This window comes from Haliscomenobacter sp. (assembly GCF_965225875.1).
Classification (GTDB): Bacteria; Bacteroidota; Bacteroidia; order Chitinophagales; family Saprospiraceae; genus Haliscomenobacter.
Genome location: NZ_CBDDBS010000003.1, coordinates 988,456 through 1,013,156, shown reverse-complemented (window position 1 = coordinate 1,013,156; position 24,701 = coordinate 988,456). Strand labels below are relative to the sequence as shown.

21 protein-coding genes are annotated in these 24,701 nt (G+C 47.0%); 3 read left to right on the top strand and 18 right to left on the bottom strand.

What is annotated here, in order from left to right:
• Position 1: 1 nt before the first annotated feature.
• From ACO08K_RS24465 to ACO08K_RS24380, 18 genes are all read right to left on the bottom strand, one after another.
• Complete coding sequence (locus ACO08K_RS24465) at positions 2-736, bottom strand: (Fe-S)-binding protein (RefSeq protein ID WP_421799112.1); 735 nt, start codon at positions 734-736, stop codon at positions 2-4.
• A 140-nt stretch (positions 737-876) separates the two neighbouring features.
• Positions 877-2,247, bottom strand: a complete 1,371-nt coding sequence (locus tag ACO08K_RS24460; protein WP_421799111.1) for a 3-keto-disaccharide hydrolase — start codon at positions 2,245-2,247, stop codon at positions 877-879.
• Positions 2,248-2,381: 134 nt separating this feature from the next.
• Positions 2,382-4,955, bottom strand: a complete 2,574-nt coding sequence (locus ACO08K_RS24455; RefSeq protein ID WP_421799110.1) for a VPS10 domain-containing protein — start codon at positions 4,953-4,955, stop codon at positions 2,382-2,384.
• A 32-nt stretch (positions 4,956-4,987) separates the two neighbouring features.
• Positions 4,988-5,524 carry an acyl-CoA thioesterase gene (locus ACO08K_RS24450; RefSeq protein ID WP_421799109.1) on the bottom strand — a complete coding sequence of 179 codons (537 nt, stop codon included), beginning with the start codon at positions 5,522-5,524 and terminating at the stop codon, positions 4,988-4,990.
• A 100-nt stretch (positions 5,525-5,624) separates the two neighbouring features.
• Positions 5,625-6,020, bottom strand: coding sequence for a hypothetical protein (locus tag ACO08K_RS24445; protein ID WP_421799108.1), 396 nt, complete (start codon positions 6,018-6,020; stop codon positions 5,625-5,627).
• Positions 6,021-6,055: 35 nt separating this feature from the next.
• The gene (gene lipB / locus ACO08K_RS24440; RefSeq protein ID WP_421799107.1) at positions 6,056-6,793 is read right to left on the bottom strand and encodes a lipoyl(octanoyl) transferase LipB; all 738 of its coding nucleotides are present in this window, start codon (positions 6,791-6,793) and stop codon (positions 6,056-6,058) included.
• Between the two features lie 76 nt (positions 6,794-6,869).
• The gene (locus ACO08K_RS24435; protein WP_421799106.1) at positions 6,870-8,942 is read right to left on the bottom strand and encodes an HD family phosphohydrolase; all 2,073 of its coding nucleotides are present in this window, start codon (positions 8,940-8,942) and stop codon (positions 6,870-6,872) included.
• A 57-nt stretch (positions 8,943-8,999) separates the two neighbouring features.
• Positions 9,000-9,548: an NUDIX domain-containing protein gene (locus ACO08K_RS24430; RefSeq protein WP_421799105.1), complete on the bottom strand. Its 549-nt coding sequence runs from the start codon at positions 9,546-9,548 to the stop codon at positions 9,000-9,002.
• A gap of 119 nt (positions 9,549-9,667) precedes the next feature.
• Positions 9,668-9,928 carry a preprotein translocase subunit SecG gene (gene secG / locus ACO08K_RS24425; RefSeq protein ID WP_421799104.1) on the bottom strand — a complete coding sequence of 87 codons (261 nt, stop codon included), beginning with the start codon at positions 9,926-9,928 and terminating at the stop codon, positions 9,668-9,670.
• Complete coding sequence (locus ACO08K_RS24420) at positions 9,925-10,947, bottom strand: hypothetical protein (RefSeq protein ID WP_421799103.1); 1,023 nt, start codon at positions 10,945-10,947, stop codon at positions 9,925-9,927. Before ACO08K_RS24420 ends, secG begins: the two co-directional genes overlap by 4 nt.
• A gap of 123 nt (positions 10,948-11,070) precedes the next feature.
• Complete coding sequence (locus ACO08K_RS24415; protein ID WP_421799102.1) at positions 11,071-11,820, bottom strand: PEP-CTERM sorting domain-containing protein; 750 nt, start codon at positions 11,818-11,820, stop codon at positions 11,071-11,073.
• A 247-nt stretch (positions 11,821-12,067) separates the two neighbouring features.
• The gene (locus ACO08K_RS24410; RefSeq protein ID WP_421799101.1) at positions 12,068-14,008 is read right to left on the bottom strand and encodes an ABC-F family ATP-binding cassette domain-containing protein; all 1,941 of its coding nucleotides are present in this window, start codon (positions 14,006-14,008) and stop codon (positions 12,068-12,070) included.
• 263 nt (positions 14,009-14,271) lie between these two features.
• Entirely contained in the window at positions 14,272-15,324 is a 1,053-nt protein-coding gene (locus ACO08K_RS24405) for a sensor histidine kinase (protein WP_421799100.1), read from the bottom strand.
• Complete coding sequence (locus ACO08K_RS24400; RefSeq protein WP_421799099.1) at positions 15,324-16,007, bottom strand: response regulator transcription factor; 684 nt, start codon at positions 16,005-16,007, stop codon at positions 15,324-15,326. The genes ACO08K_RS24405 and ACO08K_RS24400 overlap by 1 nt, the downstream gene beginning before the upstream one ends.
• Before the next feature lie 77 nt (positions 16,008-16,084).
• Positions 16,085-16,396, bottom strand: a complete 312-nt coding sequence (locus tag ACO08K_RS24395; RefSeq protein ID WP_421799098.1) for a DUF4296 domain-containing protein — start codon at positions 16,394-16,396, stop codon at positions 16,085-16,087.
• A complete protein-coding gene (locus ACO08K_RS24390) occupies positions 16,397-16,894 on the bottom strand; it encodes a SixA phosphatase family protein (protein WP_421799097.1) in 498 nt (165 codons plus the stop codon). It lies immediately after the preceding gene.
• A gap of 80 nt (positions 16,895-16,974) precedes the next feature.
• Complete coding sequence (locus ACO08K_RS24385) at positions 16,975-17,700, bottom strand: NUDIX hydrolase (RefSeq protein ID WP_421799096.1); 726 nt, start codon at positions 17,698-17,700, stop codon at positions 16,975-16,977.
• Positions 17,701-17,917: 217 nt separating this feature from the next.
• Positions 17,918-19,360: a nicotinate phosphoribosyltransferase gene (locus ACO08K_RS24380; RefSeq protein ID WP_421799095.1), complete on the bottom strand. Its 1,443-nt coding sequence runs from the start codon at positions 19,358-19,360 to the stop codon at positions 17,918-17,920.
• A gap of 259 nt (positions 19,361-19,619) precedes the next feature.
• Here ACO08K_RS24380 and ACO08K_RS24375 point away from each other — a divergent pair, with 259 nt between their 5' ends.
• The 3 genes from ACO08K_RS24375 (at position 19,620) to ACO08K_RS24365 (ending at position 24,673) form a co-directional block, all read left to right on the top strand.
• Positions 19,620-20,216 (top strand): hypothetical protein, encoded by a 597-nt coding sequence (locus ACO08K_RS24375; protein WP_421799094.1) that lies wholly within the window; start codon positions 19,620-19,622, stop codon positions 20,214-20,216.
• A gap of 594 nt (positions 20,217-20,810) precedes the next feature.
• Entirely contained in the window at positions 20,811-23,333 is a 2,523-nt protein-coding gene (locus tag ACO08K_RS24370; RefSeq protein WP_421799093.1) for a T9SS type A sorting domain-containing protein, read from the top strand.
• A 116-nt stretch (positions 23,334-23,449) separates the two neighbouring features.
• Positions 23,450-24,673 carry an S-adenosylmethionine:tRNA ribosyltransferase-isomerase gene (locus ACO08K_RS24365; RefSeq protein WP_421799092.1) on the top strand — a complete coding sequence of 408 codons (1,224 nt, stop codon included), beginning with the start codon at positions 23,450-23,452 and terminating at the stop codon, positions 24,671-24,673.
• The last annotated feature ends 28 nt before the right edge of the window (positions 24,674-24,701 follow it).

The window sequence follows — 24,701 nt, the reverse complement described above, 5'->3', positions numbered from 1 at the left end:
CTCAAATCCCATTCAAAATCTCCGCCACATGCACCACCTGCACCTTACTCCCGCTCCGCCGCAATATCCCCTCCATGTGCATTAGGCAGGACATATCCGCGCCCGTGATGAACTCTGCACCATTGTGTAAATGATCCGCCACCCGGTCTTTGCCCATTTTGACCGATACGGCTTCTTCCATCACACTAAAAGTACCCCCGAAGCCACAGCATTCATCCGTACGGGTTAGTGGGATCAATTCCAGGCCTTGCACCTGTGCCAGGAGCTGGGCGGGTTTGGAAAAAGGTTCAGCCATGAGTTCCGACATTTGGGAAAGCCCGAGCCCCCTTTGTCCGTGGCAACTCTGGTGAAAACCGACCCGATGAGGAAAACTGGCTTGCAGATTTTTCACTTGAAGTACATCCGTCAAAAACTCACACAACTCGTAGACTTTGCCACGCAGGGCAGTAGCCTCAGCTTCCCGTTTTTCATCATGCAAATGTTCCTTGAGGTGGAGCACACAACTACCCGTGGGCCCCACCACGTAATCGTATTCCGCAAAATTCTGGATGAACAAGCGGTTACAATCCTGGCTCAAATGTTCAAACCCGCTGTTGGCCATCGGCTGGCCACAGCAGGTTTGATTCAACGGAAAACCGACCTTACAGCCGAATTTCTCTAACAATTGCAACGTTGCAATGCCCACCTTCGGGTAGAATTGGTCAACGTAACAGGGAATAAATAAACCAACTTTCATTGCTTTTATCTTCAGGTCCGTAGTTTCAAACCTCACTATTAGACATTTTTTAGACGCGGAGGACATGAATAGCCCCTGGCTAAAGCCAGGGGCTATTCATGTCCTCTGAGCAAAATGCCCAGTAGTGGTTGCAAACGAACCTACAAAGTACGAATTTTTATGCTGCGGTAATAAACCGTATTGCCGTGATCCTGCAAGAGGATATGCCCCTTGTCATTCAGGCCAAAACCTTCAAAAGTGTTGTACTTGCTACGGGCGACCAGGGCGGCAAAAATGTTGCTTTTGCGCTCGTATTCCAGCACTTTGAAGCCGTTCAGCCAGTGCTGAACGATGTTGTTGGGCATGACCACGATGCGGGCCTGGCACCATTCGCCAATTTTGCGTTTGAAGCGGTTGTCCAGTTTGTACGAAGGAATCAGGTCGTACAAACTGGCCAGGGTGCGGTTGCCCGCTGCGCCCATTTTAGCATCGGGGTGTTTTTCGTCGTCCAACAACTGGTATTCCAGGCCGATGGCCGAGCCACCTTTGCTGTCGAATTTTTCACTCACAAAATACTTCACGCCTGAATTCGCTCCAGGAGTGAGTTTGAAATCAAAAGTCAATTCAAAGGCACTGAATTCTTCCTTGCTCACAATGTCGCCAAAGCTGCGCGACTCTGAGCCGTCGCTGCCCTGGATGCTCAATACACCATTGCTGACCAACCAACCTGCTTCGGGAGCCGTGGTTTTGAAGGCAGAGCGCCAGCCCTCCATGTTTTGGCCGTTGAACAACAAACGCCAGCCTTGTTTTTTCTCCGCTTCGGTCAAAGAGTTTGGCTTGAGGTTGATAATTGGGCAATTGTTGATGGGTTTAGCCACGATGTCGGCTCCGGTTTGGATGCGGATGTTGCGCCAGCGGATGGTTTTACCCGCCAGTTTTTGATCGTTGCCAATGGAGTGGACTTGTAGGGCGATGAAGCCTTTTTCGACCAAAGTATCCACCAGATTGGCAGTAGGAATGTCGTTGATCCAGGTACGGATTTGGCCGTCGATGGCTTCGATGCGGTATTTGTTCCAGGCACCATTTCCTTTGAATGCCTTTTGGCCTTCGGGATTGAAGTTGAGGTTGTACAACCATTGGCGGCGTTGTTCGTCGTACACACCACCCGACCAGGCGCGAGCAGAGGGGTCCACTTCGCATTGTGGGCCGTACACGACATCCTTGCCGTCGTTGCCTTTGCGCACATTGCTGCGAAACTGGATGCCTGAATTCATCTCGCCACCGAGCGACAATTCCAGTTCCAGCACAAAGTTGTCGTACAATTTATCGGTGCACAAAAAGGTATTCGGCGTGTTCTCCATAGTGGTTCCCACTATTTCTCCATTGGCTACCGCGTAAGTTGCGTTGCCCCCTTTTTTGTTCCAGCCAGTGAGCGTTTTACCGTCAAACAGGGAAGTCCATTTTTCTTTTTGAGCTGAAACACTCAGGCTGAGGGCCAGCATAAGTACGAATAGAAGAGTTACTTGCTTCATGATTGTGATGCAGTCTGATCGTTAAATTTATTAGACTTTATGCCCAAAAAGTTTTTGTTCCTAAAGTCTATTTTCAAAGGTAAAGACTCGAAACCTCGGATCCACCCTGAACTCACCTGCCGAAAAAGGAAAAATTACCCTTTGATCACCTTGCGGGAAATTTGCGCCCGCCCATTGCTGATCTGAATAAAGTACACCCCTTTTTGCCAGTATTCTGTTTTTAATTGCAACTTGTTGAAAGCGTTGCTACCCAGGTTTTGGGCCAATACAATTTTTCCATTTGCATCAAACACCTTGAGATTCCAGCTCGATTGTTGTTCGGGCGCGTCCCAATCCAGGTTTAGGCTTTCTCCAAAGGGTAGGGGATAAGCTTTAAGCGTATGTTGGGGTAAAATGGCCTGTGGCGCACTGGTCACTACATTATTGAGTAAGGATTGAAGTGGGTAAGCGAGGATGGATTTGCCATGTGTTCCAACCACCAATTCGTTGCGTGCCACATTCCAGGCCAAACTATAAGCGGCGATGATGGGCAGATTGGCGCCCAGGCGGTACCAGTTTTTACCCGCATTGACGCTGGCATATACGCCGCCATCGGTTGCTGCAAACAGTACATTGTCCCGATAACCAGGCAGTACAATGAAATCGTTGATGGCCAAAGGCGGAAGGTCACCAGCTGCGGAAGACCAGGTTTTCCCCAAGTTTCGGCTGATGTGCAAATGTGGCCGATTGTCATTGTCCTTGTACCCGGAATGGCTCACATACAGCGTGTTTTCATTGCTTGGAGAGGCCTTCACCGCGGTGACGTAGCGTTCGGGCAGGCCTGGGTCGATGCGATTCCAGGATGCCCCCGTGTTTGAAGTGTACCATACATTGCCATCACTCGTTCCTGCCATAATCAATTCAGGGTTGAGCGGCGATTCCGCCAGACAAGATATGGTGTGAAAATTGCGCCCAAAGACCTCACCATCCGTCAAATCAGGGCTGATGGCTTGCCAAAACACGGCCAAACCAGTGCTATTTTGGTACACCTTTTGGGTGCCAGTGTACAATATTTCGGGGTCGTGGGTGCTCAAGAGGAGAGGCGCATCCCAATTGACCCGGTCGGTGCGGTTGATGCCCTGTAAGGCCAATTGGAAATAACTTCCGCCATTGTTGCTGACCCGTAGGGTGCCATTTTGGGTTTGCGCCCAGACAATCTGTGGATCAAAAGGATGAAAACGCATCTGGAAACCATCCCCACCTTCGATGCGCTGCCAGTCCTGATTTAAGGCGCTACCTTGTACTGTACCATGATCCTGTGCACCACCGTAATACCGATTGGGGAAATGCGGATTGTAGTCGATGCGGTAAAATTGGGTGGTTGGGATGGACTCGATGTCGATCCAGGTTTTGCCACCATCATTGCTTTGATCCAGGCCTCCGTCGCTGCCCACAATTACATTTCCGGAAGGGGTGAATACCAAATCGTGTTTGTCAGAATGAATTTCACTTTCTCCAATGGCTTCCCACATTTTTCCGCCATCCCTGCTTTTCCAGAGGGAAATACTCAACAAATAGAGTTCAGCAGGATTTTTTGGGTTAACCTTGATTTTGCCAAAATACCAACCAAGCCCCCCCATTACAGTGTTCGGCAGATTTGATTGCCCGCTTACAATCAGAGCCTCCCAGGTGTTACCTGCGTCGGCGCTGCGGTAGATGTTTTTCAAATTGGAATTGACATCTATGTAAACCGCAAAAAGCAAATCGGGACTACCTGAATAAAAACACAATCCAATGCGGCCCATGGGCTCAGTGGGTAAACCACCACCCGTAAGTTTACTCCAGGTTTTGCCACTGTCCGTGCTTTTAAAAATACCCGAATCCGGGCCAGCTATGATCGATTCTTGGTTGTTGCGGATGCGGGTCCAGGAAGACGCGTACAATACATTGGGTTTGCGGGGATCAATCACCAGATCAATAATTCCGGCTTGCTCACTGACGAACAAAGTCTGTTGCCAGGTTTTACCAGCGTCGTTGCTGGTGTATAGGCCCCGCTGACGGTTGCGCTCGAAGGGCAGGCCCATGGTACCCACGTGGATGCGTTGGGGGTTGCTGGGGTCAATGACAATTTTGGAAATGATGCGGGTGTCTTCCAGACCAATTCTGGTCCAGCTTTGCCCGCCATTGATAGACCGATACAAGCCATCACCCAAAAAAGGATAACCGGTAATGTTGGGATCACCGGTGCCAACATAAATGGTTTCCGGATTACTGGGGTCGATGGCGATGGCACCGATAGCCAGGTAGGCTCGATCGTCAAAAATGGGAAACCAAGACTTCCCTCCGTTCGTGGTTTTATACAAACCTCCGCCCGAAAAACCCACGTAGATGATTTGTTCGTTGCCGGGGTGCACGGCAATGGCATTGACTCGTGCTCCGATATTTCCCGGGCCTTTGGCATTCCAGGCTTCACTAAAACCTACTGGTGGCACAGTTCTTAAACTCAATTGTGCTTTTGCTTCGTCCAAAGCGGCGGCATATGCCTGATCAGAAAAATGAGTATCAGGGAAGGCTCTTTGTAAATAAAAGTAATCGGCAGGAGCGTGTTTTACACCAACCACAAAGGATTCTTTCGGTTCAGTGTTTTGTGGTGATTTGTTACAAGCGCAAAGGAAAGCAAAGAGGATAAAGGTCAAAACTTTAGTACAAAAGTGATAAATGTAGGTCATGGGCAATGGGATTACATTTGGTATAGGTATAACTATTTTGACGAAAACTGCTTGAAATAATCCTTCAGATCGGTCGCATCTTCGGGCCGCATGCGACCACTTAAAATAAGGCGAACCTCACGTCGGCGGGGGGCACTATCATAACGTTGCTGCTCTATTTCGGTGAGGGGGATCACCGGAGGCACACCAATTGGGCTGCCGTTAGCGTCATCTAGTGCAACAAATGTATAATAGGCATGGTTGCAGCGCCGGGCATTTTGGCCCTTAATGTCCGCAGCGAAAACCTCAACGTATACTTCAAGTGAGCTATTGAAAGCCCGGGTAACAGTTGCTTCCAAGGTGACTACGTCGCCCACTTTGATGGGGCGTTGAAAAGAAACATGGTCAACGGAGGCGGTTACCACGTGCCTTTCGCAGTGTTTTCCTGCACAAATGGCACTGGCGATGTCCATCCAACGCAGTAGGTTGCCGCCCATCAGGTTACCCATGGGGTTGGCATCGTTGGGCATAACCATCTCGGTCATTACCGAACGAGATTCAGTAACACGTTTGGGCTCTATGGCTTGCATTATTTTTGGTATTTGGATGGGGTAATTGAGCAGTTCTTCTTCCTTCATCCGGCACTTCGGCTCCGTTCAGTGACCGGATGAAGGAAGAAGAACTGCTCAATCACCGAATCATTACTCCTTTTTTATCTAGAAAAGGTACGGTAGTAAAATGGTCTTTGGAAATACTTCCATGAACAAAAACATACTTTTTGTCGTACATCAGTTCATCGATAACAAAACTAACCCAGTATTCATTGGCAAGGGAAAATAACTTGTCCTGGATGGGTTCGATAAGTGTATAGGATTGAGGGGGGATTTCTTCAAAAAAATGGCGCAGTGTGGTGGTTTTGACCTTTTCGCCTTCAATTTCACCGTAACCAGTTGAATTGATCAAAACAGTGGATAAAGGAGAGGCTTTCAAATTCAACAAATATACGTCCCATAGGTCATCATCCTCTCCTGGAATGATGGCTATGGCCAGGTCTTCTACTTTGGGAATTAAAATATCTTTTTTCATTCAGTCGTGTTTAGCAGTGGGGCAAAATGAACAATCTATTTTTTTTCGCCCCATTCGGGAATAGCAAATGTAAAACCAAACAAGTAGGCAAAATGATTTTTAAGGCGCGCCTTTACTTCCTCAATGTCCATTTCCCGACCTAATTCTTTTGCCAAGGACGTCACCGTTTTATCCTCGTCCGTGATGCCACAGGCGATGATGTTGTTGAAGTGGCCCAAGTTGGTGTTGATGTTGAACGCAAAACCATGCATGGTGACCCAACGGCTCAGATGTACGCCAATGGCGCATATTTTACGCAGGGGTTTATCGTCAGTCGCTTCTAACCAAACCCCGGTATACTTTTCTACCCGGGTTCCATGGATGCCATAATCTACCAGTGTAAGGATTACGGCTTCTTCCAAAAAGCGCACATAGCGGTGTACGTCGGTAAAAAAACGGTCGAGGTCAAAAATGGGATAACCAACAATTTGGCCGGGGCCGTGGTAGGTAATGTCACCACCGCGATTGATTTTAAAAAATTCAAAGCCAGCTTGTGCGAGGGCTTCACTGTCCAGCAATAAGTTGTCGATGGAGCCGCTTTTGCCCAGGGTGTACACAGGAGGGTGTTCACAAAAGAGGAGGTAATGCAAGCCTGAACTGGATGCTGGAAGCGTTTGATTGGCCTTGCGTAACGCCAACTTTTGCTCTACAATTTCCTGGTGCAACTGAGTTTGAAAGTCCCAAGCTTTCTGATAACTCATGCACCCCAAGTCCTTAAAAATCACTTGCTCCATACCCTTTCAGAAATGTCGCGCAAAGGTAATACTCTGCAGGGAATAAATCCAGTTTTTTTGCTCTACCTGGATTACCTTATTTTTCGGCGGGATATTCAATTCTTGCGTGGTATACTGAGCGCAAAATTTGTAAAAAGACGGCCTTGCATTTTTCCAGATCGTTAAAAGTCAGGGCGGAATCTTCCAATTGTTTTTTACTCAATTTACTTGCAATGATGCGCTCTACTAGGGCCTGGATATCCCCCGGGGCAGGGTTTTTTAGACTGGCTTTGGCTGCGGCTTCGATGGAGTCTGCCAGCATCAGGATACTTTCTTCCTTGGTACGCGGTTTAGGGCCAGGGTAACAGAAATCGGCTTCATTGATCACTTCGCCCGGGAAGGCATCTTGTTCCTTGCGGTAGAAATATTCCACCAGGGTGGTCCCATGATGGGTCAGAATGAATTCGTTCAGTAGTTTGGGCAAACGGTACTGCTTGGCCAATTCTACACCTTGGGTTACATGGGCTATGATTATGCGAGCGCTTTCGCGGTATGGCAATTGGTCGTGCGGATTGAGGCCTCCCTGGTTTTCAATAAAATATTCAGGTTGGTTGATTTTACCAATGTCGTGGTACAAAGCTGCTACACGCACCAATAAATGGTTGGCACCGATGCGGCGGGCTGCTGCTTCAGCCAAATTGGCAACCTGCAAAGAATGTTGCAATGTTCCAGGTGCTTTGATGGCCAATTCTTGTAAAAGTGGTCGATTGAGGTCGGACAATTCTGCCAAACCCATGGATGATGTGTAGCCAAACATCCGCTCCAGCAGTGGAATCAAGGGGTTTGCCAGAAGGGTTAAAAAGGTGCTTAAAAAAATCCAGTTAAACATGGCCAAGTCAATGCCCTTAAAACTGCCTTGTTGGACCAAACTCAGCCCTAAATAACCCAGACAAAATGCCAAAAAGATGTATAATATGGTGAAAAAATACTGGTTCCAATCGCGGGTATCCACATTCGTCAACAAAATAACCACCCCAATTAAGGTTTGCAAGAAGGCAAATTCAAAACCGGAGGAAGACAAAAAAGTAGCCAGCAATACGATCATCGAATGGGTGAACAAAGCCAGCCATTTGTCGTAAAAAGTTTTGACCAGAATGGGTACGATGCCAAAGGGAATGATGTAAACACTCAATGCATCAATCCGGGTAATGATGTACACCAGGTAGGCAAACACTGGAAACCAAGCCAGCAAAAAAATGAGCTCGTACCAATTGTCGAACAAGGGTCGGCAGTACAGGTACAAGAAGGCGGCAAATAAACCAATGACCAGTGCCGTCAATAAAAAATACCCGAAATAAATTCCCCAACTGCGTTGGGCGATTTCAATTTCAAAATGCTCTTTTAAACTCTCCAGCTTCAGTTGAACGGGTTCGCTGATCACCCCAAAACGAGGTACAATCAATTCTCCTTTGCGCACCATACCACTGTGTTTGGCTACGCCACTCAACATTTCTTTACGGGCTAGTTCGGAATTGAGTTTGTCATATGTTACATTAGGCTCCAAACATTCAACCAGCAGGGCATACAAAAAATCGGCATTGGGTAGGCCGCAATTTTGTAAAGTATCGGAAATAGTCTGGTTTATTTTGTCCAAGGTGAACAAATTACTCAGGGTTCTTTCCTCAAAAGTGCCACCAAGCAGTAAATGAATTACAAAGTTCTTGTCCTCCCGTTGGTGACTGGGATCCAGGTCAACTACTCCTCGTTGGTGTTTGTTTTGCAGGAATTTTTCGCCAAATTTGCGGTACAGCTCCGGGTTGCGCCGCACATCAAGGAATTGACTTTTTTCAAGATTTTTGAATTGATCATCAAAGCGTTCATCAAATTTGCGCAGGCTACGAACACCTACACTGTCATCCATGCGGTAAAAAGGCGAAAAATCGGCAAGAATGGAATCCATTTCAGCCTTGAGCAGGCGATCTGGTTTTTTGATGGCAAAATCAAAAGGGGCCGACAAATCTTCGTAATTCCAAATTTGACCTTGTTCGTAGCTGTATTTGAACCGGGTATGGGTAGGAAACAAAATGCTGATGAAGACAATAATGCCCCCAATGAACAGGTGCTGCAAGGTGCCCCGCAAGTAGCCTCGTATTTTTTGCCATGCAATCATGGGCTTAAAAGTAAAAACAAACTTGAAGAGTTAAGCGCTATTCTTAAAAGTGAAGGCTTAAATTTCTTTTGCCAAGCTCATGATGTGTACTTTCATCAGCGCCATCATCGACAAGGCATCGGTTATTTCTCCCCGTAAAACCATCGCAATAGCTTGCTCTAGCGGTACTTTTTTGACTTGTAATTCTTCGGTTTCTTCCGGTTCAGCTTCACCGAAACTAAGACCGGTGGCAAGATAGGCAATCCCGTATTCGTCCGTAACCGAGTTGGAAGTGTGAAAATCGATGATTTGTTCCCAGCGCTCGGCTTGCATGCCCGTTTCTTCTTTAAGCTCTCGTTTGGCAGTTTCCAGGGGATCGGTGCCTTTAGGGCAGCCTCCCTCGGGTATCTCCCAGCTGTACTGATCCAAAGTATAACGGTATTGGCCGACCAACCAGGTATTGCCTTCCTCGTCGATAGGCACTATGCCTATTGCCAGGTTTTTGAAATGGACAACTCCATAAATACCAGGGGTTCCAGTCGGAGTGAGGACTTCACGGTGGGTGACTTTGATCCAGCGGTTGTCGTAAACTTCCTGGATGGAAAGGGTTTGCCAGGGATTGTGCATGGTTTGATTTTCTATAAGTAGTGGGGCAAAATGAGCACTTATTTTTTTATTGCCCCTTAACAAAAAACGGGCAACAGTTTTCACTATTGCCCGTTTGGGTGCAAATATATTGCGAAGAATTATTGCGAAAGCAGTTGTTCGCCAGCACCGCCGATGTTGCTTACCATCAAAGATGCTACGATACACAAGATAAACAAGGCAGCTGCAAGGCCCCAGGTAATCTTTTCCACAATTTCAGTCGACCCAGAAGCGCCAAACAATTGGTTGGCCTGGCTTCCGCCAAAGGTTGAGTCGATACCACCACCCTTAGGGTTTTGGATCAAAATGAAAAACATCAACGCGAAGCTGACCAGTGCGATGACTATAGTAATGAAGGTCATGATAAACTATTTTTGATCGATTCAATTTGAGCTGCAAAGAAAGAACTTTTTTCTGGAATTAACAACATCAAACGTTCATATACTTCAATCGCTTTGTGGTATTGTTTTTGGGCGACCAACAATTGAGCCCAAGTTTCGGATGCCATACTGTCGCCATCCACGATACTTTTCCAGGCTTTTTTGTTTACCTCGTTTTTGCTATCAACACTGTCGATGTGTTTGTTTTTTTTGGGATCGAGGTGTTCCTCCTGCAACAATTGTTGGATAGAACTTTGCAAATAAGCACTTTGCGCGGCTTTGCTCCAGCTACTAAAGGACTTTTTAGGTGTTGGAATAACTGGGTTTGGGTTTGGGTGTGATGGTTTGGGTGTGTCGGGCTCTGCGTCTAGAGATGGGGAAGGTGTGGACGAATCGGAAACATCATCTAAAGGAGGTTCAGTTTCAACAACAATATCCGATGCAACATTCGGAACTGGATTTGAGATGGGATTGAGCGTAAAGTCAAGAGAATCAGTTTCCAGGCTGATGTCTTCGTCCAAGTCGTCGTTGGCACCATCCCAGGAGCCATTCCAGGAAGAATTGAGGCCGGGTTCCGTACTGGCTGTACCATCAATGCTGGAAGGAGGCTCAGGCTCAATGGCCATCGTTTGGGTAATGGAAGGGTCTTCATAGGTGCCCAAGGCAATTTTTTCGAGGTCGGCTTGTACCGAGGTAAGGTCCTTGAGCTCCAAAAAGTCTTCGCCCAGGTGATAGGAGGCTTCGGCTTTTGGCTCTGCCTTTTTTTCCCGCATCAATTTTAGTCGTTTGTACAACTGTTTGCGATCGATGGCGTAGGTGGCGGCCCTGGCCAGGTTTTTTTCGCGGTCGGGATGTTGGTCGAGTTCCGCTTTTTCCTGCAGCAATACTTGTAAATTGTGACAATAGGGGTATTGCATCACCATGGTGCGCAGTTCCTCCATCGGCAATTGATAGAGGTGCGCGTATTCCTTTAGCAGATTTGCAAAGCTTTCTGCATTCATGTGTCGAAGTAGTGGTTTTCTATAAAAAAAACAACGTGTAGGGATGAATGATTTTCACCCCTAACACGTGTATTCAAATGCAATGTAAACAAAAATCTAGGAAAATCCAGTAACTGGCTTTGCCTATTTTGCCAGCGGGGTAAAGACCACGCCCACCCGGTCGTAGTACAAACGGGTCAACCCCTCGTAAGCAGAGTCGGTTCCCAGGATAATCCAACATGCGCCTTGAGCATCGGTTTTGACACTAATCGGCTTGTTGGTGTTCTTGCGGTTGATGATGGTGAAGGGGGATGAGCCCGTGCCACTGGCCGGTTTGCCATTGGCAATGTCGCCCAATACCTTCATGTCCCGACCACTTTGAGATTGCTGGCCTTTGTCGATGTTCATGCGGAAGTGGTTGTCAGTTGGGTCCAATACAGCCACTGGCTCTTTGTCAACTACTCCGGCTTTGAAATAAACACTCTCTCCAGGTGCGCCACCGATACCCACCGCACCCGTAGGCGCCTCACTGGCCAGATCGATGTCGAAATCGACCTGATAGGTGGTATTAGGCAACAAACCCGTCACTTTGCGCTTCACGTACATGAACAAATCGTCGCTGCGGTTGTGGCCGATGAGCTGCAGGGCACCTACGCGGTTGCCACCCACCTCGGCAGGCAGGGCCGCCCACTTGTAACTCAACTCGTAAATGGAGGAGTCTTGGCGGTTGTTCAATTTGGGTAAATCGGCAAAGGCGCCCACCCATCCCTCGGTAGCAGTGCTGAACTCAAAAGTGAAGGTGTTTTTGTCGGGGGTGCCGTTGTTTTCGTCTTCACAGGCAAAGGTGAAGAGGGCCAGAGCAAATAGCCCCAGCAACATTTTGGATAATCTCATGGTGTAAAACAGTTGGGTAATATAAAAATGCTTTGTCAGGAGGGTAAGACTGGAAGGGAGGGGGGAGGGTTGGAAGTTTAACAGTTTTTAACAGCTAATCTTTGTTAATCTGCCTGAGGTGAATCTTTAGTGCCTTAGGTTTCTAAGGTGGTAAAAGAATAGCCTCACCACCTTAGAAACCTAAGGCACTAAAGATTCACCTCAGGGTTATAACTCAATAAATTTTATAGGTATTGATCTAAAACGTCTACCCCTCCAACTCCATCGTCGCCGCTTCCCATTCCTCCATTGCTACTCCCAATTCCTTCTTCTTGGCCTCATACGCCTGCATCAACTTGTTCGCATCCGGCTTGCTGTAAAAATCAGGATCAGACATTTGCGCCTGGAACTTCGTCAGTTCTTCCTCCAGGCGTTCCACTTTTTTTTCGGCGTTGCTCACGGCCCGTTGCAGGCGTTTGCGCTCGTCGAAGCTCAATTCCCGGGCTGGGGTAGGAGCGGGGTGTGCATTGGCCATTTGGGGCGCGGCAACCACAGCTGGTGGGGTATTTTTGGTACTCATTTCCACCTGTCGCATGTTATCCAATTGGCGTTTTTCGAGGAAGGCGTTTACGTCGCCGATGTGGTCGTAGAGGTGGCGATCGCGGAACTCAATGGTGCGGTTGGTTAGGCCCGCGAGGAATTCCCGGTCGTGAGAAACTACAATCAAGGAGCCATCGTATTCCATCAAAGCCGCTTTGAGCACGTCTTTGGAGATGATGTCCAGGTGGTTGGTAGGTTCGTCGAGTACCAGCAGGTTGAAGGGATTGAGCAGCAGGCAGGCGAGGGCCAAACGCGCGCGTTCACCCCCGGAGAGCACCGATACTTTTTTCTCTGCATCTTCCCCGCTGAACATGAAGGCACCCAGGATGTGGCGCACGCGGCTGCGCATTTCAGGCGGTGCGGCATTTTCCATGGTTTCCAGCAGGGTATCGGTCGATTTAAGGGTTTCACTCTGATTCTGGGCATAGTAGCCAATTTTGACATTGTGGCCCAGATTGAGGCTGCCACCGCTGTACTGGATTTCATCCACGATGATTTTGGCCAAAGTGGTTTTGCCCTGGCCGTTTTGACCTACAAAAGAAACCCGGTCGCCGCGGTCCATTTTGAAGTCTACCTTGTCCAGGATCAGCAGTTCGCCGTAGCGTTTTTCCAGTTGTTTTACCTCCACCACAATTTGTCCGGCGCGGGGAGCTGGCGGGAAGCGAATGTTCATGGCCGCAATGTCCTCATCGTCGATTTCAATGCGGTCAATTTTGTCCAGCTGTTTTTGCATGGACTGCGCCATCTTGGTTTTGGAGGCCTTGGCCATAAAGCGGCTGATGGTGCGCTCCTTATCAGCGATGACTTTTTGCTGGTTGTCAAAAGCCGCGCGTTGTTTTTCGCGGCGGTCGCGGCGCATTTCTACAAACTTGGTGTAGGCTGCTTTATAGTCGAACACGTTGCCCAGTTCCACCTCTACCGTGCGGGTGGTCACGTTGTCCAAAAATTCTTTATCGTGCGAAATCAGAATCACCGAGCCGGTATAGTCTTTCAAAAAACTTTCCAGCCAGATGATGGACTCGATATCGAGGTGGTTGGTAGGTTCGTCGAGCAGCAAGAAGTCGGGGCGGCGCAACAGCATTTTGGCCAGTTCCACCCGCATTTGCCAACCACCACTGAATTCGTCAGTGAGGCGGTTGAGGTCGCTTTGTTTGAAGCCAAGCCCTTTGAGCACCCGCTCAGCTTCCCCTTGAACCGACTCGCCACCGAGGTAGTGGAAACGGTCGTTGACGTGCGCGAATTCCTCTAAAAGCTCCATGTATGAGTCTGTCTCGTAATCCGTACGGGTTTCCATTTCCTTGTGCAACTCGGCGATGCGGATTTCGAGATCTTTGGCTTCAGCAAAGGCCGTCATGGCTTCTTCTAGTACCGTGCGGCCCTTGGGAATGTCCATTTCCTGGTGCAAAAAACCCAGGGAGGCACCGTTGGGGCGACTTACCTTACCTTCGTGAGGGCTCATCTCGCCAGCGATTATTTTGAGCAGGGTCGATTTCCCCGCACCATTTCTACCGACCAAACCCACTTTGTCTTTTTCGCCAATGGTGAGGTTGATGCGATTGAGTAAAATCCGGTCGCCGTACTGTACGTAAACGTTGGTGATGTTGAGCATAAAAGATGAATCTTGATTTCGGGGTGCAAAAGTAAGTGAAAAATTGAAGAGTTTATAGTTGAAAATTGAAAGTTTTGGAGGCGAAGGACATCAATTGCCACGTGCTTTAGCTCGTGGACCAGGGGCAAAAATTTGTATGGGCTTCAGCCCTGGCCTGGGAATCATAATTTGGGCTGGAGGCCCATCAAGAGGAGAAAGCGCGATCCACGAGCTAAAGCACGTGGCAATTGATGTCCTCCGAATAAAAATCAGAATTATGCAACTTAGCTCGCTTTGTCCAAGGTAAACCCAAACGTAGAGCCCAGATTCGGGGTTGACCTTACATTGATGGTTTGGGAATGGGCTTCAATGATGTGTTTGACAATAGAAAGGCCGAGGCCGGAGCCACCCTGGGTGCGTGCGCGGCTTTTGTCTACCCGGTAAAAACGGTCAAAGACGTGGGCAAGGTGCTCCTTAGGAATGCCAATGCCATTGTCGGCTACTTCGATCAGCACCCGTTTGTCCATGTCGTAAAAGGCAATTTTGATGCGGCCGTTGGGGATGCCGTATTTGATGGAGTTGTGGATGAGGTTGATGAGTACCTGGCGGATTTTTTCCCGGTCGGCTTTAACCCGGTAGTTTTGACTGGCCCCTTCTTTAAATTCGAGGGAGATATTGCGCTCGGCGGCTTTGATTTCGAGGTCTTCAAAAACCTCCCGACCCAGTTCCTTGATGTCAAAATTGGTCAACTCGAGCAACATGTTGCCCGTTTCCAGTTTGGAGATGGTTTCCAAATCCTGGATGATTGTTTGTAGGCGGTCTACGTTTTTTGAAGCTTTTTTCAAAAAAGACAAACTAAAGGCTGCATCTTCCACTCCATTGTCAATGACCGATTCCAGGTAGCCCTGGATGTTGAAAATGGGCGTTTTGAGCTCATGTGAAATGTCGCCCAAATAGGCCCGGCGGTATTCTCCCCAGGAACGCAATTGGTCAATTTCCTTCTGTTGATTTGCGGCCCAATCGGCCACTTGTTGGCTTACTTCTTCAAATATTTTCGCATCGGCGTTGATGGATTTGCTCTTTTCGGCCGGATTGATCTTCTCCTGGTGGATGGTTTTGTAGATGAGTTTGATTTTGCGGTAAATGTAGTTTTGCAAAAAATACAAAACCACCCGGTAGGTCAGTACAAAAAACAAGAGCACCCAGGTCAAATATTCCAACCAGGGATAGGCCTCCCAACGCAGAAAACGAACCATCAAAAAAATGACAATGCCTACCGCAGTGATGAGGGCCGCTGAAGCAATGGCGATTTGCCGGGGCGTTGGGTTTTTAAGCATTAAAATTCAAATTTATACCCGATCCCTTTGATGGTTTTGATGTAATCTTCACCAATTTTTTCCCGCAACTTGCGGATGTGTACATCGATGGTTCGGTTACCTACAATAACGTCAGTTCCCCAAACCTTGTTGAATATTTCTTCCCGGGAAAACACTTTGCCTGGTTTCGAAACCAGTAAAAACAACAACTCGAACTCTTTTTTGGCCAATTCAATCAATTCTTCGCCCCGTTGTACACTGACCCGATCGCGGTCGATGGCCAGGTCACCTACTTTAACCACGTCCAAACCTTCTTCCTGCGGGAGGCGATCCGAGCGCCGCAACAAGGCCTTGATGCGGCTGATGAACACGCGGGGGCGAATGGGTTTGGTGATGTAATCGTCGCCACCAACGTCCAATGCAGCAATTTGAGAATAATCTTCTTCCCGAGCGGTTAAAAAGGCGATAGCGGTACGGTCAAAATCGGGTTTGCTACGCAGGATTCTACAAACCTCAACCCCGTCCATTTTAGGCATCATGATGTCCAGAATGATCAGGTTGGGCTGCTCGCGTTCAGCCACATTAATGGCCTCTTCACCATCGGAGGCCGTCACGACCTGATAGCCTTCCTTTTCGAGGTTGTACTGGAGAATCTCCAGGATGTCTGGCTCATCATCAACGATGAGAATTTTTATGTTGTCCATGCACGAAGGTTCAAAAAACTTGTGCAAAGCTATAATTAATCCAAGATGACCTAGATGCTATGCAGTTTAAATAATTGTTAACCATTTAGATTGTCGACAATGAATTGGTAAATTTTGTCCAATCTTTCCGGATCCTGACGCAGGATATCCATGGTTTTGGTCAACTCGCCCTCCGATGTTTCGTACAATTGGTAAATTTCCTGGTAGTACACTTTTTTGAGGCTATCCTTTTGAACGCCGTACACATCTTGTAAGGCTGCCTCGGCATAATGCACATCGGTGAGGATTTGGATTAATTTTTTTTCTGGAATAGGGAGCTTTTTTTGCCCCACATTACAGGCAAAAAGCGGGAGAAACAAACATAAAAGGACCACTCGTAAACCCTTCATTTAAAGCAAAGATTGTTTGGGAAAATAAAATGCGGACAGTCGACCACTGTTTTCGCCAAATTCCTTCCAGGAGTTGATCTTGGCGTCTACCTTACAGACCCCACAAGTGGGAATATTGTCGATGTAATCTTCCGTAAAAAGGTTGGCGATGAAGGTAAACGTGGGGTTGTGCCCAAAAATAGCCACCACGTGGTATTCATCCGATAGCTCATTGATGACGCTGATCACGTCTTCTGACATGGCTTCGTACAAGCGGGGCTCCAACACAATTTTCTCGGGGGGTAAGCCCAATGCTGCCGCAAAAAAAGTGGCAGTCGTGAAAGCCCTTTTGGCTGGACTGCTCACAATGAGATCAATGTTTGAGTTGAGTTGTTTGAGTTTTAAACCCATTTGAGGTGCATCACGCAGCCCACGTTCGTTGAGTGGACGATCCATATCACTTACTGAAGGATTTCCCCAACTGGATTTGGCGTGGCGAACAAAAAAAACGGTTTTCATAGAGCAGTAGCATTAAACAATTTAACTAAAATGGCTGCAGTTAAATTAACATTGTAGCGTAGAATTAACATTGCACCAGGTCATATTTCAAAATCAAGGCCCCGGCGAACCAGGTCCATGTATTTCATTTTTTGCAACTCTTCGTAACGCGCCTTGTCAAAACTGTACAATTTAGCCGGGCGATGTGAAACACCCTCTTGGATGCCTACTTCCTTCAGTACATCCATTTTTTGGATTCGGGTGCGGAAATTACGTTTGTTCAAGGCATCATCCTTTGGCAAACCCAAGATGGTTTCGTACAGATTTTGCAACTGAGTCAAAGTAAATTTTTCAGGCAGCAACTCAAAACCGATGGGTTGGTACCGGACTTTAGCGCGCAAACGATTCAAGGCCGTATCCAGAATCAATTCGTGGTCAAAAGCCAGTTGCGGGAGTTTGGTAATGGGAAACCACTCTGCCGATTGTGCATCGGTGGAAGGGCTTACCGGGTGCTCCGTCAAATTGACCAGGGCATAATAGGCCACACTAATTACGCGGCCCCGAGGGTCCCGACCAGGCGCACCAAAAGTAAACAATTGCTCAATAAACACGTCGCGAACCCCCGTTTCCTCCTCCAATTCGCGCAAGGCTGCAAACTCTAGGTCTTCTTCCAAATCTACAAAGCCGCCGGGCAGGGCCCAATGTCCCTGGAAAGGGTCATGCCCCCGTTGAATGAGGAGTACCTTGAGCACTTGAGATTCGTCGAGGCCAAAAATGATACAGTCTACCGTAACAGATGGCCGAGGATATTCATAGCAATATTTCATTGTGCAAATTCCAGGTTCAAAAGGATGAGGTAACGATTAATACCATTGATTCATTGCAAACTCATCCTTCAAAGTATAATAAAACGCAATTTAGCTCTTTAGGGCGATAAAAAAACAGGTGTTTCATTTTACCAAAGAATTAGATAAGTAAATAATTCATTTTAAGTTTCTTATCCAATTCTTTGGCTCAGAGAAAATGAACACTTATTTTCCCCCACTACTTTTGCGCGAAACGCTGCTTCAAATCGAACAAATAACGGTCCAATCCATGGACAAAGTGTTTTTTGGTTCCATTGAATAAGGCTTGTTGTTGCAATGATCTTTCCCGCACCTGGTGGATGTCGGGAACAGAGTAGACGAGTTTCCCTGATCTAAAAATAGGCACAAGCAGATCCTGGGAAAGGCTGGGGGAGGGTAGGGGTTCTACTTTTCCTGTCTGGAGCTCAATGACCTCGGTTGTAGGTTCAGCCTGAGTGGCATCGTATAGTACATCTGCCAAAGGTTTGCCCGATTGGTCAAAATAGCGCCGCACCTGATGGATACCGGGGTTGGACATCTTGTACAAATCCTCGGATTTTTTGATCCGGTATTCCCATTCTCCATTTTTTCCCTGGATTGCAGCCAGTTTATATACTCCACCTAAAGCAGCTTGAGTCCCTCCGGTGATGAGCTCAGTACCAACTCCCCAAACATTGATTGTAGCGCCTTTGTCCTTTAAACTACTGATCGAATTTTCGTCCAGACAATCACTGGCTACGATGGTTGTTTCGGTAAAGCCAGCATCGTCCAACATTTTGCGGGCTTTTTTACTCAACTCACAAAGGTCGCCGCTATCCAGGCGAATCCCTAGCAGAGTATGCCCCATACTTCGCAATTCTTTGCCTACTTCAATGGCATTTTTGATCCCTTTGATGGTGTCGTAAGTATCAACCAGGAAAATACAGTTATTGGGCATAGCCTTGGCAAAACTACGGTAAGCTTCCCTTTCATTTTCATAACTCATTACCCAACTGTGGGCATGGGTACCACGGACAGGAATGCGGTAATATTTGCCCGCCAGCAAGTTACTTGTGGCATTACACCCTCCAATATAGGCTGCTCTGGAGGCAGTTAGGGCACCATCCAGTCCTTGGGCTCGGCGCAGTCCAAATTCCAGAATTTGATCTCCTTGAGCTGCCTGTACCACCCGGGCTGCTTTGGTGGCAATCAAGGTGGAAAAATTGATCAGGTTGAGTAAGGCCGATTCTACGATTTGGGCTTGCAACAGCGGGCCTTCTATCCGCACCAAAGGCTGATTGGGAAAAACCGCAGTACCTTCAGGAATGGCATCAACATGGCATTTGAATTCAAGCCTTTGGAGGTAGTTTAAAAAGCTGATCTCAAATAGGGGCTGCCCATCAGCACCTTTTAAAGAGCCGAGGTAATGAATGTCCTCTACCGTAAAGCGGAACTGTTGCAGGTAATCGATGGCCAAACCCAAACCCGTAGCAATGGCGTATTGGTTGGCAAACGGATTGCGACGGTAGTACAACTGGAATACGGCGGGTTGATCCTGGACTCCGTTTTTCCAAAATCCATAAGCCATTGTCAGGTGATAAAGGTCCGCTACGAGGGCAAAACGCTCACGATAGACTGCGGATAAATGGGATGTATTTGTCACTTAGTTTGATTTTGAAACTAAGGTATGGCGCTTTGTTGAACTTTGCAAAAAAATATGTCTCTGTTAACAAAAAAAATTACGGAATAGTGGGCAAAAAATAAGTGTTCATTTTTTCTTTGAGCCAAAGAATTGTATAAAAAGCTTAAAATGAACCATTTACTTATCTAATTCTTTGGCAAAATGAAACACTTATTTTTTTACCGCCGCGGACACAACTTTTAGGCTGAAAATACGCTCATTTGATGGAAATTAACTTGCAATGAATTTAGTGAAAAAATTGAGCCTTTTGGGCTTGTTCTTCTTGATCTCGATTAGTATTAGCCACGCACAAGTATTGCGAGATACATTTGTTCAAACTTCTGCTGAAGATTGGCGGACGAATCCCTGGAAGGAGTACCAATCTCTGGAAGGAAAATTTAGAGTTCTGGTCCCGGGAGAATTTGACAAAGCGGTTGATTCGGTGCAAACCCCACTAGGAAAATTAGCCTATTACATCCTCGTGTACAACAACACCCAGAAAAATGCGGAAAACCTGTTCTACATGGTCACCTTTTGTGATTACCCTCCTGGGACCATCCATTCAGACTCTACAGAATTGCTAAAGGATTTTTTTGCTGCAAGTATCGATCAGGCAACCAGTAGTGTGAAAGGAGAACTGGCTTACCAGTCCGATATTGTACAACAAGGCTTTCCTGGTAAAATATGGCGGATCAATTACTTACGGGACCAAGCTGTCATCAAAACCAAGGCCTTTATGGTGCGCAATCGGTTTTACAGCATTCAAACCGTTACCCTTAAGGACATGGCCATTAATGCCGCCAGTGATCGATTTTTTGATTCTTTTCTGATTTTATGAAAAAAACTTAGATTATTATTTTTATAAATCAATATTTTTTTAATTTTACAACCGAAACGTATAAGTTTCCTATTTCTCTTCCAGCAATTCACATCCACCTTATTTCCCACATTATTATCTTTTCCCAAACCCAAAGGCATCATTATTGGCCTCCATTCTAACACTGTGCTAGCATTAGAACATTTTTGACTGCAACTCTATCTAGCCGAATACTGTAATCTGTCTTAAGCATTGACAGGAAGGCCGAGGCCAGATCTCGGAATCGGCTTACCTGTCTTTTAACCCAACCTTTTAACGATTTCGCAATTACTCCTCTTTTTATTGTCATTTTTTCGTTTTTTCACAATTCGACCAAAATATATTTGTCAAATTGTGAAATTGGCCTATCTTGTCCTTGTACTGCTTACATTATTTCCAGCCAAATCAGATCTCAATTGTTCACCTTTCTGTTAGATAGGATCTTTCCTTGGATTTTATCACTCTTAACTATAATCGGATTTTATGAAAAGACAATTAATTGGAGCCACGGCTCTATTGTTATGGTTTACTACATGTTGTACGGTTTCAAGTTTTGCTCAACCTTGGGCAGACTTGATGACAAAAGGAGACAAAGCTAGTTTTGAAGCAGCAAAAGCTGATTTCAAGGAGTTTTGGAAGGACAAAACACCAGAAAAGGGTAAAGGTTTTAAACCCTTTTTACGCTGGCAATATTACTGGGAAAACCGTTTGATGCCCGATGGCTCCCTGCCTAAAGCCGGGATCAATGAAGAAGAATTCAGCAGTTATCAAAAAAGCCATGGTTTTGCCCCCGATGTGGTGACCAGTTCACTTACGCCAGTAGGCAACTGGACTCCCATGGGACCAACTTCCTCTACTGGAGGGTATGCCGGTATTGGCCGTATCAATGCTATTGCATTTGACCCGGGTAATTCCAGTGTCATTTACATTGGTAGCGCTGGTGGAGGTGTGTGGAAAACCACGAATGGAGGTACTGCCTGGACTGCATTGACTGATTTTGGACCTAGCCTCGGGGTTAGCTCTATTCTGGTAGATCCAGCGAGCCCTAACACCATTTATGTTTCTACGGGTGATGGTGATGGTCGGGACTCCCCATCGGTTGGTATCCTTAAATCAACGGATGGCGGTGCAACCTGGTCCACTACTGGTTTGAACTGGGTACGTTCCGATGTACGTTATACCCGCAAATTGGTAAAAAACCCTACAGGTGGCAGAATTCTGGTGGCTACCTCAATTGGTATTTTTTATACTGATGATGCTGGTGCCAACTGGACTCAGGCCAACACTGGTGTGTTCTATGACCTGGAGCAAATGCCTGGTTCAACAGGGACTTTTTACGCTACAGCGGTCAATGGTACTACAGCTCAAATCTTTCGCTCTACCGACAATGGAGTAACCTGGACTCAAGTGCATTCGCTGGCGAGCTCCAATCGCGCAGAATTGAGTGTTTCTGCAGCCAATGCCAATTACGTGGGAGCGGTTTATTCAAAATCCGCTGATAGTGGGTTCAATGGATTCTATTCCTCTACCAATGGTGGTACTACCTGGACGCTCAAAGCCTCTACTCCCAACTTGCTGGGTTGGAATGCAACAGGCAATGATGCAGGTGGACAAGGTTGGTATGACCTGACCTTGGCAACCGATCCAACCAATGCCAATACCATTTATTTGGGCGGAGTAAATACCTGGAAATCAACCAATGGAGGTACTACCTGGACCATAAACACCATGTGGACTTCATCAGGGGCTGTGCCTGTGGTACATGCGGATAAGCACGCATTGGAATTCCAAAACAATACCACCCTTTTCCAGGGAAATGATGGTGGTATATATCGGACAACCAATGGCGGTACCAGCTGGACTGATTTGACCAACACCATGGCCATCAGCCAATTGTACCGTTTGGGTGTATCTCAGACCAACAACGCTATTATTGGTGGCTTGCAGGATAATGGTACCAAAATGCGGAGTACTACCGGAACCTGGACCGATGAGATTGGCGGCGACGGGATGGATTGTGCCATCAACCCAACGAACGCGGCTTATATGTATGGTGAGTTGTATTATGGAGACATTTATCGTTCAACCAACTCTGGTTCTACCTGGGCTTCCATCAAGCCAAATACGACCGAACAAGGTGGTTGGGTAACTCCATTTGCGTTGGCACCAAGTACTCCCGCAACGATGTACATCGGTTATAAAAGCATTTACAAATCTACAAACAGTGGCACTAAATGGACCAGAATGGGAGTTAACTCCGCAACTGGGCCAAGTGTGCGTTCCATTGCTGTAGCTCCAAATAGTGCAAACACAGTGTATTATGCATTTGATGCGGATTTAAGCACAGGCAGCATGCTCAGAAAAACCATCAATGGAGGTACTTCCTGGACTACATTGACCAATCCTACATCTGCCGGACGCGTCAACGCTTTTGCGATCGACAACACCAATGCCAACAATGTTTGGGTTTCAATCAGTGGGTACAACACTGGTAGCAAAGTATACAAATCTACCGATGGTGGTACCTCTTGGACGAATGTAAGTGGCACATTGCCCAATATTCCGGCCAATAGTGTTGTTTATTCCAACGGCAGCAACGGCGGCGTTTACCTGGGTATGGACGTAGGTGTTTACTACCGTGACAATACCATGAGCGACTGGGTATTGTTCAGCGCTCAATTGCCAAACGTAGAAATTGCCGATCTGGAAATCCAGTACAGCTTGGGTAAAGTACGCGCAGCTACTTATGGCCGCGGAGTATGGGAATCCGATCTGTACGGTACCACTCCATTTGTAGCACCTGAACTGGCTGGAAAACTCAGCGACAAGGAATTGCAAAAAACCAATTTCAAGGTGTATCCTAACCCCGCTCAGGATGTACTCAATGTTGAATTTTATGCAGCAGAAGGTGGTCCAAGCCGTTTGTACATCCTTGATTTGATGGGTAGAGTACAAACCAAGGATCAGGTGGTTGAAATGGTGCAAGGCTACAACAAGGTCAATATCCAGATCAGCGATCTGCCAAATGGTGTTTACTATCTGACCAATGGAAAAGGTAAGTCGGTACGCTTTGTAAAAACAGCATCTTCTTCCAACTAAGAAACGATACTAATTTTTGCTCCTACTAAGCATAAAAAGCTGAAGGAAGCATCAAACAAAAGGAGTGAGTCGTGTATCTTCGCGGCTCACTTTTTTTATTTGTTAAATGCCAGGTCATGAAAGTCCAGGATATAAAGATTGAGGAGTACCAATACGATTTACCAGAAGAGCGGATTGCAAAATACCCCCTTGCCCAACGCGATGCATCAAAGCTATTGCTGTTTCGCCAGAATAACCTATCAGAAGACACCTACAGCAATCTTGCCCAAAACATCCCGGAAGGAGCATTGATGCTGTTCAACAACACAAAAGTCATCCCCGCCCGTTTACTCATGGCCAAACCTACCGGGGGGATTGTCGAAATTTTTTGCCTGGAGCCCCTCGGCGAACTCAGTGTGGAAATGGCCAAACATGGTGAATCTGAATGGAAATGCCTGGTAGGTGGAGCCAAAAAATGGAAAGAGGGACCAGTCAGCGCTACCTGGGGAACCGAACCGGATCAAATCCACCAACTTTCTGCAGAAGTACTCGAACGTGGTTCAAGCCACTTTAGCATCAAATTCCGCTGGCAACCTGCCGAGTACACTTTTGCCGAAGTGCTGAGTTCCATTGGGCAAATTCCCCTGCCGCCTTATTTAGATAGGGAAGCGGAGGAGTTGGATCGCGAACGCTACCAGACGATTTATGCGGACCTGGAAGGCTCCGTGGCTGCACCGACTGCCGGTTTACATTTTACTCCTGCCGTGTTTTCTAGGCTAGAAAATAAAAACATCGACCTTGATTTCATCACCTTACATGTGGGCGCTGGCACTTTTAAGCCCGTAAGTGCACCTACGATCGGGCATCACGATATGCACGCGGAATATTTTGATGTGTCGCGGGATTTGTTGCAAAAACTAATTACAGCCCATCAAGCACAACGCCCGGTGGTAGCGGTGGGCACTACAACCTTGCGTACCCTGGAAAGTTTGTATTTAATGGGCTGTAAATTACTGAATAGCCCAAATCTTGATCGGGAGGCCCTTGAAATTCGGCAATGGGACGCTTACGAACTGGACCATGAAACGATTCCAGTGGAAAAAGCACTTCAGGCTTTACTTACCTGGCTTGAGGGCAATGAGTTTAGCCGTTTGGTGGCCAAAACCCAGTTGTTGATTGCTCCTGGTTATCCGGTAAAAATGATCAGTGGCTTGTGTACCAATTTTCATCAACCTGGGAGCACCCTATTGTTGTTGGTGGCAGCTTTGGTAGGAGAGGAGTGGAAAAAAATGTACCAATATGCCCTGGATAATGGGTTCCGGTTCTTGAGTTATGGAGACGGGTGTTACATTGAAATTTAATTTAAAAGCGGTCAACTCGATAAGTGAG